This is a genomic window from Undibacterium sp. CY21W (assembly GCF_014284265.1).
GTDB classification, from domain to species: Bacteria; Pseudomonadota; Gammaproteobacteria; order Burkholderiales; family Burkholderiaceae_D; genus Undibacterium; species Undibacterium aquatile.
On record NZ_JACOGE010000006.1, the window covers coordinates 1 to 16,668 of the forward strand.

Genomic DNA, 16,668 nt, shown 5'->3' on the forward strand with positions numbered 1-16,668 from the left:
CCGCTTCACTCTTCCGAGTTTTGCTTCGCATCGTTGTGTGCGTCAGCAGCAGAGAAACGAGATTATGAAGTACTTCTCACTCACTGTCAACTCCCTTCGCCCTTTCGCTTCGCTTTTTCTTCTCAGCTTAAATAGTCAACTAACTGAGAACCATTGTTGATTCCAATTTCAAGCTTTAGATAAGACGCAATGACTTCCCGATCGCCAGTCCTAAAATCATTGGATAATCATTGCATTGAGAGCCATGACAGATGCAGTAAACTATACAACTTCTCCACGCAAGACGGAATACATGATGACTTGGGATTACCCGCAGCCTTACACACTAAAGCTGACGCCAGCAAGCAGCGATATCGATGGCCTCCAACACACAAACAATGCTGTATATGTTCAATGGTGTGAAGTGATCGGATGGGCACATTCGGAGCAATTGGGTCTCAGTCTCAGCAACTATCAAGAACTGAATCGGGCGATGGCGATACGCCATGCCGAATACGATTACTTATTACCTTCAGTCCTTGGTGACAAACTCATACTCGGCACCTGGATTGTTGCCAGCGACGGAAAGCTGAATATGGAAAGGCGTTTTCAATTAATCCGGGAAGCTGATCAGGCCATTATTATGCGCGGAAAATGGGACCTGGTTTGCATAGAAATCAGCACTGGAAAACCAAAAAGAATGCCACCGGAATTTTGCGATATTTATCTGCCTGCAATTGTGAAATAAAGCATTGCTCAGATTGATCAGCACCAACAGAAAACTTATCAAGTTCACATAAATTTACTTTTTACAAAAGTATTCTATGTAATCCTAACAGGCAATTATTAATAAAAATCACTATTTACGCTTGCTTTTGATCAAAACAAATTCTGACCGCAGTTGTTAGATTTAGTTTATAGATGCAGAGATAACAGCAGGGCGAAATAGAGATTAATTTAAATAAGTTCGCCGAGTGATATCTTCGCCATCGCAACAAAAACAACAATAAATAACAGGGCTACTGAAAACACAGATGTAAATCAGAAACAGAGAAGCAACTGAATCGGCGTACATACAGCAACAAACATTTTTTAAGGTTCTTTATGTTGATTCACACACCGACAATGTTTTTGGTGATCGTAACAACGAGTTTTACGCTGGCATTGGCAATTGCCTGGATTTCGTATCGTAAAAATAATTCGCTGTTTAATCCGCTTTTCATGTGGTCGCTGGCTCTGGCTCTCCATGGTGGCGCCTATTTGCTATTCAGCTTGCGAGGCTACATCAATGATGCGGTCTCGATCGTCGTCGGCAATTCATTTCTTTCTGCTGGCTTTGCCTTGTTTGGTGAAGCTATTTATCGATTTCATGATGAGCAACCAAACCGCTTAACTTTGTGGGCGCCGGTTGTATTTATCGCTATCAGCTTTAGCATATTGCTGGATAACCAACAAGCTCGCCTGGTTATCAGCGCCCTGGTCTTTACTTTACAAAGTGCAGCCTTACTGGCATTCGCCATAAAAATGCGAAATAACACGATTGGACGAGGCCAATATATTATCGAAACAGGGCTAGTCTCAGTCATTGCAGCCATGATGTTGAGAGAGATCAGTTTTCTTCTGGGATCGACCAAATTAACATCGATCGCCGAATCCAATTCTATCCAGAGTTACACATTTATAACGGTGCTGGTCAGCCTGCTGTTACTCTCGATCGGATTTGTTCTCATGACGCACGAGCGAGCAGAAAAACGCGCATTGGATAATCAGGCATTCACAAAATTCAGCAATAAAATCCTTGATCTTCTTTCGCTTAACCGACCTCTCGACGATATTTTGAATGCGATCATTAATGGCATTGAACGGCTTCATCCGGAAATGTTATGCAGCATCCTGCTACTTGATAAGCGCGGCAGATTCCTTAGCCGCATCTTTGCTCCCAGCCTGCCAGAGTTTTACAACAGCGCTATCCAGGGCGTCGAAATAGGTTTGGGCGTTGGCTCTTGTGGTACGGCAGCCTATACAAAGCAGCGGGTAATTGCAGAAAAAATTGCAACCCATCCTTACTGGGTCTCTTATAAAGAACTGGCACTGCAAGCAGGACTGGCATCATGCTGGTCGCAGCCAGTGCTATCCTCCAACCAGAAAGTGCTTGGAACATTTGCTATTTATCACCGCGATGAACACGCCCCCGAGAGCAGCGATATTGAACTTATCGAAGCTGTTGCGAAACTAGCCAGTGTTGCTATCGAACGCAGTTCTTCCGTAGAGCAACTCAGAGAAAGTGAGAAACATTATCGTTTGCTGATTGAAACTGCGAACGAGGGTATTTGTGTTGTCAATGATGGCGTCTTGCGTTACGCCAATCCGAAACTTTGCGAATTGACCGGGTATGACGCAAATACACTGACAAACAAATCCATCATCGACCTCATCTATCACGAAGATCAGGCTATGGTGATAGAGAATCAGAAGAAATTATTCCTGACAACAGTCAACGATCTGAAATATGCTATCCGCATTTCGACCAGACACCGCGGCGTCCGCTGGTTTGAATTGAGCGGAGTCGCATTCGAGTGGCACGGTGACAATGCCAGTCTGAATTTTCTGACAGATATTCATGACCGCAAGCTCATGGATGAAAAAATTCAGCAGCTCGCTTATCTCGATGCATTAACTCAGCTACCTAACCGGCGCTTACTGATAGAACATCTGAAGCAAGCATTAGCACGGAATATACGCAATGCGAGTTATAGCGCACTGCTGTTTTTAGATCTGGATAATTTCAAACCATTGAACGACAAGCACGGTCACAACGTTGGCGATATGTTGCTGATTGAGGTCGCACGTCGTCTGCAATTGTGCGTGCGCCAGACCGATACCGTGGCTCGCTTTGGCGGTGACGAATTTGTCATACTGATTACCGACATGGACGCAGACGAATCAAGTGCACACACACAGGCAGAAAGTATCGCAAAAAAAATTCTTTCTGCTGTGGCTGATCCTTATTTGCTACAGACTGACAACAATGGTACAACAATCACCGTCGAGCATCGATGCACAGCCAGCATCGGCGTGATCACCTTTAATAACGACGATAGCAGCGGCGAGAAATTACTGGATCGGGCAGATGCCGCAATGTACCGGGCAAAACAGGAAGGTCGCAACACCATCCGTTTTTATCAATAAACAGTCAGCAAGTTTGCCTGATTCAGAATTGTAGTTAGAGAAACGCATCACTGCATGAGCCAGAGTTGAATAAACGTTCAGGCACGGGTCTTCTGTTACAGACACAATAAAATTTGTGCCAATTCAGCGTGTGTGCGGCAGTCACCATATCCGTATATTTTTCTGCCTCTATTGCCTCAGCAATTGCATCAATACGCGGCATAATCAAACCCGGCAACCTCCGTTCTTTCCTCCGGAAAGCGTGTCGTTTTTCAGCTGATCACAGCTTACATTTATTAAGCACTTCAGCAATAACACTCATCAACTTTTCACCTCTCACCGGCTTGGATATGTAACCATCCATGCCCGCATTCAGGCATAATTCCTTATCCTCGCTCATGGCATTCGCAGTCATAGCAATAATCGGAATATGGCTGCCACTGAGACGTTCCTTGTTTCGTATATTCACGGTCGCCTCAACCCCGCCCATGACAGGCATTTGCATATCCATTAAGATCAGATCAAATTTCCGGCGTTCAAGCAATTCCAACGCAAGCGCACCGTTGCCGCAGACTTGTATCTGATGCCCAGCCTTTTCCAGAATGACGGTAGCAATGCGTTGATTTATTTCATTATCTTCAACCAACAAAATACTCAGACGACTTTGTTGCAACTTATTTTCCGCAGACATTTCGACAGAAGATAAAGCGCGCACGTCATGATCAATAAATAATTGGCCAACAGCCGCTTTCAACTCCATCATTGAAAACGGCTTATTCAGATAAGCTAAATTCATTGACTGGCAAAGATCAATATCCTGAGGTGTCAATGCAGATGTCAGCAACAATATTTTTGGTGCCTTTTTCAGGTGTGCCGTATTACCAACCTCGTTGCATGCCTCGATCAGCTGAAAGCTGTTCTTATCGGGCATGTGTGCATCCAGCACCAGTAAATCAATTTCTCGCCCGGCGTCAGTGAGTTTGACAAACTCATCCCAAAACACCTGACCATTGCAAGCCTGAATAACTTTCATCCCAGATTGACGCAAAGCATCTGCCATCAGATTCAAGTGAGTTTGATTATCATCCGCAACCAGTACCTGCAAATCTGAAAACAAGGTTGCAGGTGGCAGACGGCTGGCTTCGGGCGCTGATTGGAATGGCAAAGTAAAACTAAATTTACTGCCAATGCCGACTTTACTTTCAACGGATAAGGTTCCCCCCATCAGCTCGACCAAACGGGAAGAAATAGAAAGTCCCAAACCTGTTCCACCATATTTGCGGGTAATCGAATTATCCGCCTGCGAAAACAAATCAAAGATACTTCTGATTTTATCTTCAGCAATACCTATGCCGGTATCGATAATATTGAAATACAAATCAGCCTGCCGCCGCTCGTACTGCGTATATCGCACCTGAACAGTGATCTCACCTTTCGTGGTGAATTTAATTGCGTTGCCCAGGATATTGAGTAAGATTTGTTTCAGCCTGCCAGCATCGCCGATCACAAACCGGCAGATATCTGGCTGAATATCCAGAATCAGTTCAACGCCTTTTTTTTCCGCCTGCAAACCAAGCGGTTTAATCACCTCATCCAGCACGCGGAATAAATCGAAATTCAGGCTTTCGAGATCAATCTTACCTGCGTCAATTTTCGACGAATCGAGAATGTCGTTAATCAGTACCAGCAAAGAATCTGCCGATGCTTTGATCATATTCACATATTCTCTTTGCTGCGGATTTAATTCCGTCTCCAGAACCAGCTCCGTCATACCAATCACGCCATTCATCGGCGTGCGGATCTCGTGCGACATTGAAGCAAGGAACAAGCTTTTGGCAACATTGGCCGCCTCAGCCAACTCCTTCGCTTTCATCAATTCTGCTTCGTGTTGCTTTTGCTCAGTAATATCCTGAACTATCCCCATCACTCTCATGGGCTGATGTTCATCCGGCTTATTCATTTTTCCGATCGCCAGTATCCATCTTTCTGCACCGTCTATCGGCCTGATGATTCTGTATTCCCGTCGGAAAGTGCCGCTATTGAGCCGGACTTCGCGCATGGTCTTACGTTCATCTTCGAGGTCAGATGGATGAAGCAGCTTCAACCAGGCATCATAGGTTTTATCTGTATCGGGAGAAAGACCAAATATTTCGTCCATATTTGGCGAACTCTCGAAACGAAAAGTATTCAGATCAAAAGAGTAGCTGCCAATACGCCCGACTTCTTGCGATTGCCGTAAAATTTCTTCCCGCTCTTCCAGCTTCAACTGTGCAGTATTTTTTTCATTAAACGCACGGAATAACATAAAAAACAGCAATGCACTGATGAGGCTGAAGACACTCGCAATGATCAGGACATTTCTCTTTGTTACTTGATACGGTACCAAAATGCCAGCAACAGACTCGCCAGTGATAAAGATCATCTGATATTCAGGCAAGCGCTGGTAACCGTAGATACGCTCCACTCCGTCTATCCTGGAGATAATCTGAAAATTCCCCTGAGAAGGAACACGGTCATCTACAAAGCGACTGACGTCAATCATTATCCCTTTGCTCAGATCGATATCCGGTGAGCGAGCCAACACAAAACCATTTTCTCTCGCTACAGTAATGGTGGCGTTGGAATTAATCTTTTCTGCAAATTTGGTAAACATATCGGGACTGACAGAAATCACCAGAACACCGTTGAACTGTCCGTCTTTAAAGATAGGCCGCGTAAACTGGATCGACCATTTGCCTGAGATTTTCCCCTTCAAGGGTTTACTGATAAAAAAATGGTCTTTATGCGGGTCAAGCTGATGAACACGAAAATGTTCGCGTTCACTCAGATCAACACGCTCGGATGGCTTGGCCAGATTCGAAAACTGCATAATGCCATCTTTATCAATGACGGCGACCTGAAAAGAAATGTCGTGAATGATTTCTTGCCGGCGCTGAACCAGTTCGGCGAACTCCTTCCAATCGCCCCGCCACGCTCTGCGAAGATCCAGCAGCGCTTCATTGAGACGCTTGATATTGGACGAAGAATATTCCGCAAAAATCTGCGCCTCCTCGGTGTTACGTATCTTTGCCTCGTTGAACACCGATTGATAACTACGATTCATTTCGTAAAAAGCGACAACCCACACCAATACCAACATCAGACTGAATAACAAAAAAAGTTGTAGCCGCAAACGCTTTTTTGCCATTTTCATGATGAGTGATGACCGTATGATATTGAGGTAAGAGTTATTGAAATGACGTCAGAAGGCGACGCTCAATGCAGATGAAATCTGTATAACTACGCGAATCAAAAAACTAAAAGAGAACTCAAAAAAAGAATAATGAGTGCCTGATTACTGCCGCAGATTAGCATGAAATTTCTACCTGAAAATGGTGCTTAATCATTATTTACATTCCTGATGGCAACACATTCAGAATACAGATACGGGCCTAAGAATCAAGCAGCAAGCTGAGCTGGCGCGCTGCATCCAATACCGCCATCGCTTTGGCAATGATTTCGTCTGCTTTATTTCCGCCACTTCTAATATCCGTCACATCGCTCAATGCCGCCACGATAAGCCGCGCGCTCAGACACAGGCGCAAGGCACTGACAGGAATCTGTTGGCAAACGCCACAAGTCACAGGTTGTCCCACTTGCATACGCTTTTCATTTTGCAAGCGGCGGTACACCAACATCGTCTGGTCGCGACTCAGTGGCTCGCCGGAAGCGTGATGCAGTACAAACGGAAAAATCGTCGGCCATTGATCCCAGCCTGGCGTCGTCGCCAACACTTGTCTATCGGGCACAGGAACCGGTAACAAGGTAAGACCAGAATGCGCATCAAAATACGTCAATACCGCACGCCGGAACGCTTGCACAAACTGATTGACTGCGTCGTCAGGCAAGCTGCGAAATGCCCTTAATTCCGCCATCGCCGCCACCCAGCGCACCAGCAATCCGACATTCGCCTTCTTCTGCAAACCGTCCATTCCAGTCCAGGATGCAGGCCAGTCAGCGCGGCTGGAATAAGCATATAAACCTGCCGGTGCGTTTTGCTGCCTGTATCTGATTGCCACTTCCGGCGGGAAAAATAAAGCACCGGAAAAACTGGGGCCAGAGATAAATTTAGATCCCGTCACCGCAACTAAAAAATGCTGATCCAAATAAGCATTCAGCGTCGCATTCGTCAGCCTGAATTGGCAGGCATCCACCAGCACCTCAAGCTGATCAGGAAATGTATTCCGCAACGCCAACGCACATTGCACAGACGGCCCTATCATGCCGGTCTTGGTCACGTCGGCCAACACCAGCAACACGCGCTTACTCTGACCACACGCTGTTGTGATCAGTGCCTCGATTTCTCTGTCAATATCTTCGGCGGCGCGTGGCTTTCCATCTGCCTCGCGCAAAGCGACATTGACTAATTCAGATACGCCAACCTGCCCGACTTGCTGCCCCGGACTAACAGGCTCACCCAGCGCCGCACAATCGCTGAAATGCAAACCCTGCAACGCCGCAGGCACCGAGCTTCCGGTCTCGCCCGCCTCTACCATCACGATCATCGAAGGACTTGAAGATGCCCCGGAAAATAGCTGCGATACGATTAAATGCAAATCGGTGCCAGAGGCTGCAAACGCCACATCCACCGCATCACCGGCCTGACACAACTGCTTTAATTCCAGACGCAGGCTCTGCATTTCCTGCTCATACAAGGAATACAGCGAAGACTGTGAGGACTGCGTTTCATCACGATACGCTTGCACTATCTTCTGATAGACGCGATTTGCCGCCGCAAAACCGCGTTGAGAAATAGTCGATGCGGTTGCCGAGCCAAATGCAAACGAGCTGTCTTGCGTACTTTGCGGCTCCACAGTACAGCCGTATTTATTCACACCGTACGTGTCCAGCGTAATACGCGAATCACCTCCATCAACCAGCAATTGCGCCAACGATGGAATACTCATGCCAGACGTGAATGCTGGTTTCAGAGCAGATAAAATAGCGTCGTTGCTCATGCGCCTCCTGCTTACTGCGCGCGCAATGTTGAAGCGGATGCGCGTTTGATTAACAAGTCTCTGAATGCCGCAAACAATTTTTTCATCGTCGCCTGTTTATAGGGAAACATCTCCACTGGGTCCATGGCGTGCACGATCATGTCGCTATCGACTTCAAATATGAGTAGCTTGCCATCCGGCGTTTCACCACAGTCGATGCCGACATAATCCAAGCCTAATTTGTCGTAGATTTCTTGCAGCGCCAGCGTGTGACGTGGCACAAATTCTGTATCAAAACTCGCCATAAAGCGCTGCTCTTCCGCGCGCTTTTCAGCGCTTTCCGCCATGCCGGCATTCAGATAATGAATCATCCAATGCTGCGAAATACCCATGTGTGCAATATACGGTTTGCCATCAATCAGCATGACGCGGTATTTTCTGAACTGACCATCGGCGCTGCGATAGTCAACAAAGCGGGCGATGTAAAACTCGTTGCTCTGAATTTCCTGCAGATAGGCAGCGATTTCTGTTGGCAAAATCAGCTTCTCAAGGCCATGCCCCGCATGGGAATCGAGCGGTCGCACGATGATGGGAAAATCATCGCCGGGCAATAAATCGCCGACAGATAATTCACCACGCCCGAGTTGTTCCAACATCTGGCGGGTAATGCGGCGCGACATCGGCATTTCAACGCCACGCGCCGATTGCAGCTGCACATACGCACGGTCGCGCCCCAGATGGGCGATGCGTTCCGGCGCATTGATCACTGGTCGCGGCCATTGCGAGACGATTTCCTGCAAATCGAGCAGCAGCGTATGCTTGGCGTCGGCCTCGCCAATCGCCACAAACATCACATCATGTTCAGGTAATTGATCCAGCGCTGGAATGCCCTGCCCCACGTACAACAAATCCAGTTCGATGTCCGAATCTTCAACCAAAAAATCGACTGGCGTATTCGCCATCAGATCGCCATCGGTCAGCAGCGCCAGCAATTTGATTTTTGCCGGATGTGCAGCGGGTACCGAGTACAAAGGCTGCCGCTTCAATGCTTCCATTTGCGTGCTCGCTGCCAATTCAGCATGGCCGAGCAAGAGCAACACCGTCGATAAATCCAGCATCGCATTCGCGTCATCGTGATACTGCTGCGCCCGCGCAATCAAGGCATTGGCCAAGGGTTTTAAATCTTCGCCTGCAAACGCCCGCCGCATCAAAGGTGCGAGGCCGATATAGGTACTATGCTGAGATTCGTGAAGAGTAGTCATATCTGAAACCAGGTTTATTGTGCGGATTGCGCCAGCAGGTCGCCCTGCGCGATGGTGGCATTGATGAGTGCATCAATATCTTCGGCTCGGGTGCGATGATTCACAATCGCCGCACGTATCGCCAGTTGCCCACGAATGAATGTCGTTGATGGCGCACAGATGCCGCCCTCATGCAAAGCGACGACAATGTCTGCATTTAAGGCATCCAGATCGGCACACAAGTCGCTACGGTAACGAAAACACACGATATTTAAATTCACCGGCGCGAGTAATTCCAGCTTAGGATTTTCCTCCACCTGTTGCTTCAGATATTGCGCCAGTTCGCAGGTGTGCGCAATCATTTGCCCCAGACGTTCAGTGCCATACACCTGCAAAGTGAACCACGTCTTTAAAGCGCGGAAGCCACGCGACAAATCCGGCCCGAAATCACAAGGCCAGGGCGAACCGCCAGCCAGCCCTCTGGTTTCCCGCCGCAAATAACCGACCGGCGCAGAAAAGGTCGCCAGATGCGCCTCGCGGTTTCTGACCAGAATAAAGCCAGCGTCGTAAGGCACCTGCATCCACTTATGAAAATCAAATGCCACCGAATCTGCGCGTTCTATCCCCGCCAGCCGTGGTGCCAGTTCAGGTGATAACATCGCCAGTGCACCGAACGCACCATCAATGTGAAACCAGATTTTTTCTTGTGCCGCGATCTCAGCAAGCGTAGTCAGATCATCAATCGCGCCGACATCCACCGAGCCAGCGGTGCCTGCGATAAAAAATGGCGTCAGCCCGGCAGCGCGATCCGCTGCAATCGCCTCGCGCAATAAAGCGGTATCCATTTCAAATTGGCTGGTCATCGGAATCATGCGCAAGGCATCCCTGCCTATGCCGGCAATATCCATCGCCTGCGCGATGCAACCATGCGCCCCCGCCGAGGTGTAGGCGACCAGACGCTGCTCATAGGAAGCCAGACCTGTTTTCCGGACCTCCGTTCCCAGCGCCACCGAACGTGCCACCAGCACCGCGATAAAATTCGCCATCGACGTGCCCGTCACAAACAAGCCACTCGCGGTTTCAGGGAAACCAAACAAGGTACTGACCCAGCGGCTGACCTGACGCTCCACGTCAATCGGAATATGATTGCGCCCGCCCAGATTCGCATTCAGCCCGGCGGCCAGCATCTCCGCCAGCGTACCCACTGGATTGCCGCCGCCCTGCACCCAGCCCATAAAACCGGGATGACTGTTTCCCACCGAGTACGGCAGAATATCCTGCATAAACTGCTGATGCACCGCCACTAAATCGCCCTCGCCCTGCGGCAAACCCTGCTGAAATTTCGCCCGCACCTCATCGGGAATTGGCTGCCACACTGGCCGCTCGCGAATATGCTCTGCGTAATCAAGAATATCGTCCAGCATGCGATGCCCCTGGGCGCGCAGCGCGCTCCAGTCGGCTGGGTCCAGCGTCGCTGAATCCAGTGTAGGTAAAGTTGGTGTTGCCATAATCCGCTCATCAATAGATTGTCGTATAGACGCATTATCTCTGAGACTCGCCGGATTTAAGCCAGAAACAAGCGATCTTTTGCAGTCTTTATTCAAATCACGGCAAATTCCCGCCGAATCCCGTCGCCACACACGAGCAACTTGCGCCGCCACACCAGTCAGACACCCACGCCAGAAACGTGGCCCACGGCTTCAGAATGCCTATTTTTGCCTGTCAATGAGAAAAATATACTGGGGGGGAGTATTTTTAAATGCCCTTATTTTCTGATGAGAATAAGGCGTTTTTGGCACATACTCCCCATTTTTTGCAAAAATTGAGGTGCTGCACGGTGAATTATTGACCTCAGCTAGGTAGTGAAGTACCAGATTACCAGTCAATAGCCATTCAGCGAATAGCATCAAAAAAAACTTGCAAATATTTTAAAAAATGCTTCATGTTTTACGAAGTTTAACGGCAAAATAGTATTTTTTACATCTACGAGCAAATTGATATGGCTAGGAAAATGACAGTTCACCTGTTTAAAGTTGAGGCACACCAAAATGCAATGGCGCTGGATGTAGCGTTACCACTTATTGCGGCACAGAATATAGAGACGCGAGTTAAAGATGTTTCCGGCAATCGAGTAAGGATTGAACAGATTATCCCTCCAAAAAGTGTTGGTAACGAATCTCCATATTGGTTACTAAATTTCACGAAATTCAGATTCGAAAATTGCCCAGGTAAAGTTGGGTTGAGTACGCCGATAGAGGGTTTTGATATCGGCAAGGACGAAGGATTTGGTGAGGAAACAGCGGCTATTTACGATCCTAAGAGTAAGTTCATGATCATTCAGTATCATCACTCCGGCGTTCGTGCGAGTGCGATAGAAAGCTACTTGTCCAATTATTTTCATGATGCTGATCAAATAACTGGTTACGAACTCAAAGTAAAGCTTGATCCAACAGCTGAAGCGAAGTTAGCTAAGAAAAAGTTCATTACTAAAGTGAAGTTGAAAATTGCCCCCGCACAAATCACAAAAGAATTTCACAATCAAAATTTATCGCTTGGACAAGTTTTGGATATGGGTAGTAGTACAAACTCAAAAGATGTTGAGTTAATTCTTGCAGCAGATAGAGGTGAAAATTTAAGTGATAAATTCATTACGCCATTAATCACTTTTCTCAAAAATTTACGTCAATTTGACTTAGACAACGACTCGGCTGCAATGACTAAATTTGAGGTTTGTGGAAGAAACGAGAAGGAAGATCGCGCCGATGCAATCAATATGCTTGCGCCAAAACTTAAGCTTGTGATTGATGGGCTTACTGTCGGTGGTGACAAAAGGTATACAATTAGGTCGCGATGGGATGGACTACTTAAAGCCGCGACTGGCTGGAAAGATTATTTAAAGTAGAGGGGAATTATGCTACTCCTTGAGCGTTTGCATCCATATATCCTCGCAATTGCGGCAGGGATAGCGTGGTATAACCTTGCATTGCCATTTCCAAGAGACGAAAAGGAGTTCTTGGCTGCAGCACTGAGTTTTGGTGCAATTTTTACTGGATTCATGGCTACGGCTCAGGCAATATTAATGGCACTACCAAGTGATACTGTAATGGCACAACTAAAGACCAGCGGTTACATCGAGACTTTAATTGAATATATTGCTACAGCGATATATGGCGCTATGGCTTTTTGTATAGTGAACATTGCAGGTTTTTTTCTACTTAAAGACGGTACAAGATTACCATTGCTCTATTCGACTCTCTGGATTGCTTTAGCAGCTTTCACTATTTTCACTTTTGTTAGAGTGGCGACAATTATGTTGAAAATCATGCGACATTAATTAACGAACAAACATAGTAAATAAGAGCCAAAGCACCATGGCATACTGATTAATAAAAAAAGCCCTTGAAAATCAAGGGCTTTTCTTTATATTTTGGCGGAGAGGGGGGGATTCGAACCCCCGATACCTGTTACAGTACGCCTGATTTCGAGTCAGGTACATTCAACCACTCTGCCACCTCTCCGGCTTGGTTGTTCGCTATAAAACGAAGCCGCCGATTATAGCAAAGAAATCTTTGCTTTCCTAGCAAAGTGCGATTCGATCACGCATCCATTCGATGGAGCTGATGTTAATTTATTCCCTAAAGGCAATAATGACACGCGCTTGTCATATCAACTATTTATATTGTTGCTATTGATTGTTTTTGCGTCTGCAGCCTGAAAAGCAAGCGGCGCGTTTTTGGGAAAGTCGCCGAATGAACAGCGCAGCGTCTGAGGAAAGAATGGCCATCGTGCATCAGCACCTGGCAACCGCCAATATTGCAGCCGGTGTGACGACGGACGATGCTGATGCGATGACGCTGGCGCATTTGCAGCGCATCATCGAACAACGCTCGCTGACGGCGCGTTTCCAGCCTATCGTTGAAATGCAGAATGGCGATATTCTGGGTTACGAAGGCTTGATACGCGGCCCGTCTGACAGCCCGCTGCATTCGCCGATTAATTTATTTAAAGCGGCATCGGCACACAATTTAACGGTCGTGGTCGAACATCTGTGCCGCAAAATCGTGCTGGAAGAATTTTTCGTACAGAATCTGCCGGGCAAGCTGTTTCTGAATGTCAGCCCGGAATGCCTGATCCAGCGCGATGTGCGCTATGGTGAAACGCTGGATTACATTCATCAGTTGGGCGTGAATCCAGACCGCGTCATCATCGAGTTGACCGAATATCAGCCGACGCATGATTACGCTTTGTTGTCGGAGGCGGTGATTCATTATCGCAGCATGGGTTTTGAAATTGCGATTGATGATCTGGGCGAGGGTTTTTCGAGTCTGCGTTTATGGTCGGAATTAAAACCGGATTACGTAAAAATCGATATGCACTTCATCCAGGGCATCGATCATGATCCGGTGAAGGCGCAGTTTGTCCGGTCGATACAAAGCATTGCAGAGAAATCGGCAACGCGGGTGATTGCCGAGGGCATAGAAACGCATGCGGAATTGCTGATGGTGCGCGATATCGGCGTAGCTTGTGGTCAAGGCTATCACATCGCCCGCCCTCACCCGACGCCAAGTAAGGCGATTCCGGCAGAGGTGGCCAAGGCGCTGGTATCCCATCATCAGCAACTGTCGCGCCGGGCCTCGGCCTTCTTTGAGCAAACCGCGGCAGTCGAAAAGATTCTGAAAGAAACGCCATCGATACCATCTAGTATGCTGAATAATCAGGTCGATGATATTTTTCTGCAGAACCCAAAATTACAAATGATACCGGTGGTTGATCAGGGCACACCGATCGGCATCATCAATCGCTATCACATGATCGACCGTTTTGCGCGCCCTTATCAGCGCGAGTTGTACGGCAAAAAATCCTGCAAGGTGTTTATGGACCCGCACCCGGTGGTGGTCGATAAAAACACCCGCATGCAGGATGTCAGTCACATCATTGTGGAGGCGAATCCTGAGCATCTGATCAACGGCATCATCATTACCGATCAGGGGCAATATCTGGGCATTTGTACCGGGCCGGATCTGATGCGCGAAATCACGCAAATGCAGATTACCGCCGCACGCTATGCGAATCCGCTGACGCAGTTACCCGGTAACGTGCCGATCAATGAACACATTGATCAGCTGCTGCAAAAACAGCAGAGGTTCAGCGCCTGTTATTGCGATCTCGATCATTTCAAGCCGTTTAATGACGTGTATGGTTACCGGCGCGGCGACGATATTATTCAGATGACGGGCGACGTGCTGAAACGGCATTGCGATTCGCAAATGGATTTTATCGGTCACATCGGCGGCGATGATTTTATTATTCTGTTTCGCAGCGATGACTGGGAGCAGCGTTGTAGCGATATTCTGGAAAGCTTTGCAACCGAGATTCAGGATTTTTATAACAATGAAGACCGCGAACGCGGTGGTTATCTGAGCGAAGACCGGCAAGGAAAAAAAGTGTTTTATCCTTTGGTGAGTCTGTCACTGGGCGTGGTCAAATCCAGCCCGAATCAGTTTTATTCGCATCATCAGATTTCGATTGCAGCTTCTGAAGCAAAAAAACAGGCAAAGAAAATTCACGGCAACAGCTTGTTTGTGGATCGCCGCGCCGAAGTTAAATAAAAATAGATAAAAAAAATCCCGCGTCGTTAAATATGACGCGGGATTTTTTTCAGATCAAATTATTGCAACAAGCTGAGTTACGCTGCCGGCACTAATTTTTCCATGCCGCCCATGTAAGGGCGCAGCGCTTCCGGAATCACCACTGAGCCATCTGCCTGCTGATAATTTTCCAGCACCGCGACCAGCGTGCGTCCCACTGCAAGGCCAGAACCGTTCAAGGTATGCACAGCTTCTGGTTTGCCTTGCGCATTGCGGAAACGTGCCTGCATACGACGTGCCTGGAAGGCTTCCATATTCGATACCGATGAAATTTCGCGGTAAGTATTTTGTGCTGGCAACCAGACTTCCAGATCGAAAGTTTTGGTTGCGCCAAAGCCCATATCACCGGTACACAAACTGACGACGCGGTAAGGCAAGCCCAGTTTCTTCAGAATCGCTTCGGCATGAGCTACCATTTCGTCCAGTGCTTCCATGGATTTTTCCGGGTGCACGATCTGCACCATTTCCACTTTGTCGAACTGATGCTGACGTATCATGCCGCGTGTATCACGGCCATAGCTGCCCGCTTCAGAACGGAAGCATGGTGTATGCGCCGTCATCTTGATCGGCAAGGCATCTGCCGGGATGATTTCGTCACGCACGGTGTTGGTTAATGTCACTTCGGAGGTCGGGATCAGATACAGCGTTTCGCCCTCGCCGTCTTGTCCGCCTTTTTTCACGGCAAACAAGTCTTCTTCAAATTTCGGCAACTGGCCGGTACCGCGCATGGAATCGGCATTCACCATGTAAGGCGTGTACATTTCTGTATAGCCGTGTTCGACGGTTTGCGTGTCGAGCATGAATTGCGCCAGCGCACGATGCAGACGCGCCATGCCGCCTTTCATCACCGAGAAACGCGAACCGGTTAATTTGACTGCGGTATCAAAATCCAGCCCCAGTGCGGAACCGATATCGACGTGATCTTTGATCTCGAAATCAAACACTGGCGGTGTGCCGACTTTACGGATTTCAACGTTCGCGGTTTCATCCTGCCCCACCACCACAGATTCGTGCGGCAGATTCGGTATCGTCTGCAAGAATGCCGTCATGGCGGTCTGCACTTCTGACAGACGCACTTCTGAGGCTTTCAATTCGTCGCCGATGCCGCCGACTTCGGCCATCACTGCGGAAGCATCTTCGCCTTTGCCTTTGAGCATACCGATTTGTTTGGACAAGCTATTGCGCTTGGCTTGCAGTTCTTCAGTGCGGGACTGAATCTGCTTACGTTCACCTTCGAGTGCGTTGAACGCATCGACATCGAGTTTGAATTTACGGGTAGCAAGACGCGCGGCAACAGCGGCGATATCTTTACGCAGGAGTTGAATATCTATCATAGTGATCTGATACGAATAAGTAGAATGAGCTAATCGGCTATTGTAGCAAGGGCGGGCGAATTTCCCTAAACTTATAGCATCCGACCGCGACTGAATTTCAACGCCAGCCAGCGCATGTAAATGCAAATAATGGGGAGTATATGAGCAAAATCAGCTTATCTCTATACAAACAAAGGGGTACAGGCTGGAAAAAACAGATACCCCCGGGAGTATATTTCAGGCTTTTTTCTGCTTTTTGAGTGATTTCTGAACGTTTTTTTTGCCGCGTTTTAACGACCGCAAATGCGCTCAAACCTGATCAAGCGCATCAGCAAATCGACAG

10 protein-coding genes and 1 tRNA gene are annotated in these 16,668 nt (G+C 47.9%); 5 read left to right on the top strand and 6 right to left on the bottom strand.

Annotated features, from left to right (window positions below; all coding sequences use genetic code 11):
* The first annotated feature begins 244 nt into the window (after nucleotides 1-244).
* On the top strand, nucleotides 245-727 hold the full coding sequence (locus H8K29_RS13995) for a thioesterase family protein (RefSeq protein ID WP_255423398.1): 483 nt from the start codon (nucleotides 245-247) through the stop codon (nucleotides 725-727).
* A 356-nt stretch (nucleotides 728-1,083) separates the two neighbouring features.
* Nucleotides 1,084-3,168: a diguanylate cyclase domain-containing protein gene (locus H8K29_RS14000; RefSeq protein WP_186898090.1), complete on the top strand. Its 2,085-nt coding sequence runs from the start codon at nucleotides 1,084-1,086 to the stop codon at nucleotides 3,166-3,168.
* Between the two features lie 259 nt (nucleotides 3,169-3,427).
* Here the strand turns inward: H8K29_RS14000 and H8K29_RS14005 are convergent, their stop codons facing one another.
* The 4 genes from H8K29_RS14005 to H8K29_RS14020 form a co-directional block, all read right to left on the bottom strand.
* The gene (locus tag H8K29_RS14005; RefSeq protein WP_186898091.1) at nucleotides 3,428-6,340 is read right to left on the bottom strand and encodes a hybrid sensor histidine kinase/response regulator; all 2,913 of its coding nucleotides are present in this window, start codon (nucleotides 6,338-6,340) and stop codon (nucleotides 3,428-3,430) included.
* A gap of 238 nt (nucleotides 6,341-6,578) precedes the next feature.
* On the bottom strand, nucleotides 6,579-8,144 hold the full coding sequence (locus tag H8K29_RS14010) for a hypothetical protein (RefSeq protein ID WP_186898092.1): 1,566 nt from the start codon (nucleotides 8,142-8,144) through the stop codon (nucleotides 6,579-6,581).
* An 11-nt stretch (nucleotides 8,145-8,155) separates the two neighbouring features.
* Nucleotides 8,156-9,385, bottom strand: coding sequence for a RimK family alpha-L-glutamate ligase (locus H8K29_RS14015; RefSeq protein ID WP_186898093.1), 1,230 nt, complete (start codon nucleotides 9,383-9,385; stop codon nucleotides 8,156-8,158).
* Nucleotides 9,386-9,399: 14 nt separating this feature from the next.
* Nucleotides 9,400-10,872, bottom strand: coding sequence for a pyridoxal-dependent decarboxylase (locus tag H8K29_RS14020; RefSeq protein WP_255423389.1), 1,473 nt, complete (start codon nucleotides 10,870-10,872; stop codon nucleotides 9,400-9,402).
* Between the two features lie 491 nt (nucleotides 10,873-11,363).
* Here H8K29_RS14020 and H8K29_RS14025 point away from each other — a divergent pair, with 491 nt between their 5' ends.
* Both H8K29_RS14025 and H8K29_RS14030 read left to right on the top strand, forming a co-directional pair.
* Nucleotides 11,364-12,266 carry a DUF6731 family protein gene (locus tag H8K29_RS14025; RefSeq protein ID WP_186898094.1) on the top strand — a complete coding sequence of 301 codons (903 nt, stop codon included), beginning with the start codon at nucleotides 11,364-11,366 and terminating at the stop codon, nucleotides 12,264-12,266.
* Between the two features lie 9 nt (nucleotides 12,267-12,275).
* Complete coding sequence (locus H8K29_RS14030; protein WP_186898095.1) at nucleotides 12,276-12,698, top strand: hypothetical protein; 423 nt, start codon at nucleotides 12,276-12,278, stop codon at nucleotides 12,696-12,698.
* A 94-nt stretch (nucleotides 12,699-12,792) separates the two neighbouring features.
* Here the strand turns inward: H8K29_RS14030 and H8K29_RS14035 are convergent.
* Nucleotides 12,793-12,882 (bottom strand) — tRNA-Ser (locus tag H8K29_RS14035).
* 330 nt (nucleotides 12,883-13,212) lie between these two features.
* Here H8K29_RS14035 and H8K29_RS14040 point away from each other — a divergent pair.
* The gene (locus H8K29_RS14040; protein ID WP_255423399.1) at nucleotides 13,213-14,973 is read left to right on the top strand and encodes a GGDEF domain-containing protein; all 1,761 of its coding nucleotides are present in this window, start codon (nucleotides 13,213-13,215) and stop codon (nucleotides 14,971-14,973) included.
* Between the two features lie 77 nt (nucleotides 14,974-15,050).
* Here H8K29_RS14040 and serS read toward each other — a convergent pair whose 3' ends face one another.
* Nucleotides 15,051-16,346 (bottom strand): serine--tRNA ligase, encoded by a 1,296-nt coding sequence (gene serS, locus H8K29_RS14045; protein WP_186898096.1) that lies wholly within the window; start codon nucleotides 16,344-16,346, stop codon nucleotides 15,051-15,053.
* Nucleotides 16,347-16,668 lie beyond the last annotated feature (322 nt).

Excerpts from the sequence above, each read along its gene's own strand:
- H8K29_RS14010 (WP_186898092.1), bottom strand. The coding sequence starts at position 8,144 with ATGAGCAACGACGCTATTTTATCTGCTCTGAAACCAGCATTCACGTCT.
- H8K29_RS14025 (WP_186898094.1), top strand. The coding sequence starts at position 11,364 with ATGGCTAGGAAAATGACAGTTCACCTGTTTAAAGTTGAGGCACACCAA.
- H8K29_RS14020 (WP_255423389.1), bottom strand. The coding sequence starts at position 10,872 with ATGGCAACACCAACTTTACCTACACTGGATTCAGCGACGCTGGACCCA.
- H8K29_RS14015 (WP_186898093.1), bottom strand. The coding sequence starts at position 9,385 with ATGACTACTCTTCACGAATCTCAGCATAGTACCTATATCGGCCTCGCA.
- H8K29_RS14000 (WP_186898090.1), top strand. The coding sequence starts at position 1,084 with ATGTTGATTCACACACCGACAATGTTTTTGGTGATCGTAACAACGAGT.
- H8K29_RS13995 (WP_255423398.1), top strand. The coding sequence starts at position 245 with ATGACAGATGCAGTAAACTATACAACTTCTCCACGCAAGACGGAATAC.
- H8K29_RS14030 (WP_186898095.1), top strand. The coding sequence starts at position 12,276 with ATGCTACTCCTTGAGCGTTTGCATCCATATATCCTCGCAATTGCGGCA.
- serS (WP_186898096.1), bottom strand. The coding sequence starts at position 16,346 with ATGATAGATATTCAACTCCTGCGTAAAGATATCGCCGCTGTTGCCGCG.
- H8K29_RS14040 (WP_255423399.1), top strand. The coding sequence starts at position 13,213 with ATGACGCTGGCGCATTTGCAGCGCATCATCGAACAACGCTCGCTGACG.
- H8K29_RS14005 (WP_186898091.1), bottom strand. The coding sequence starts at position 6,340 with ATGAAAATGGCAAAAAAGCGTTTGCGGCTACAACTTTTTTTGTTATTC.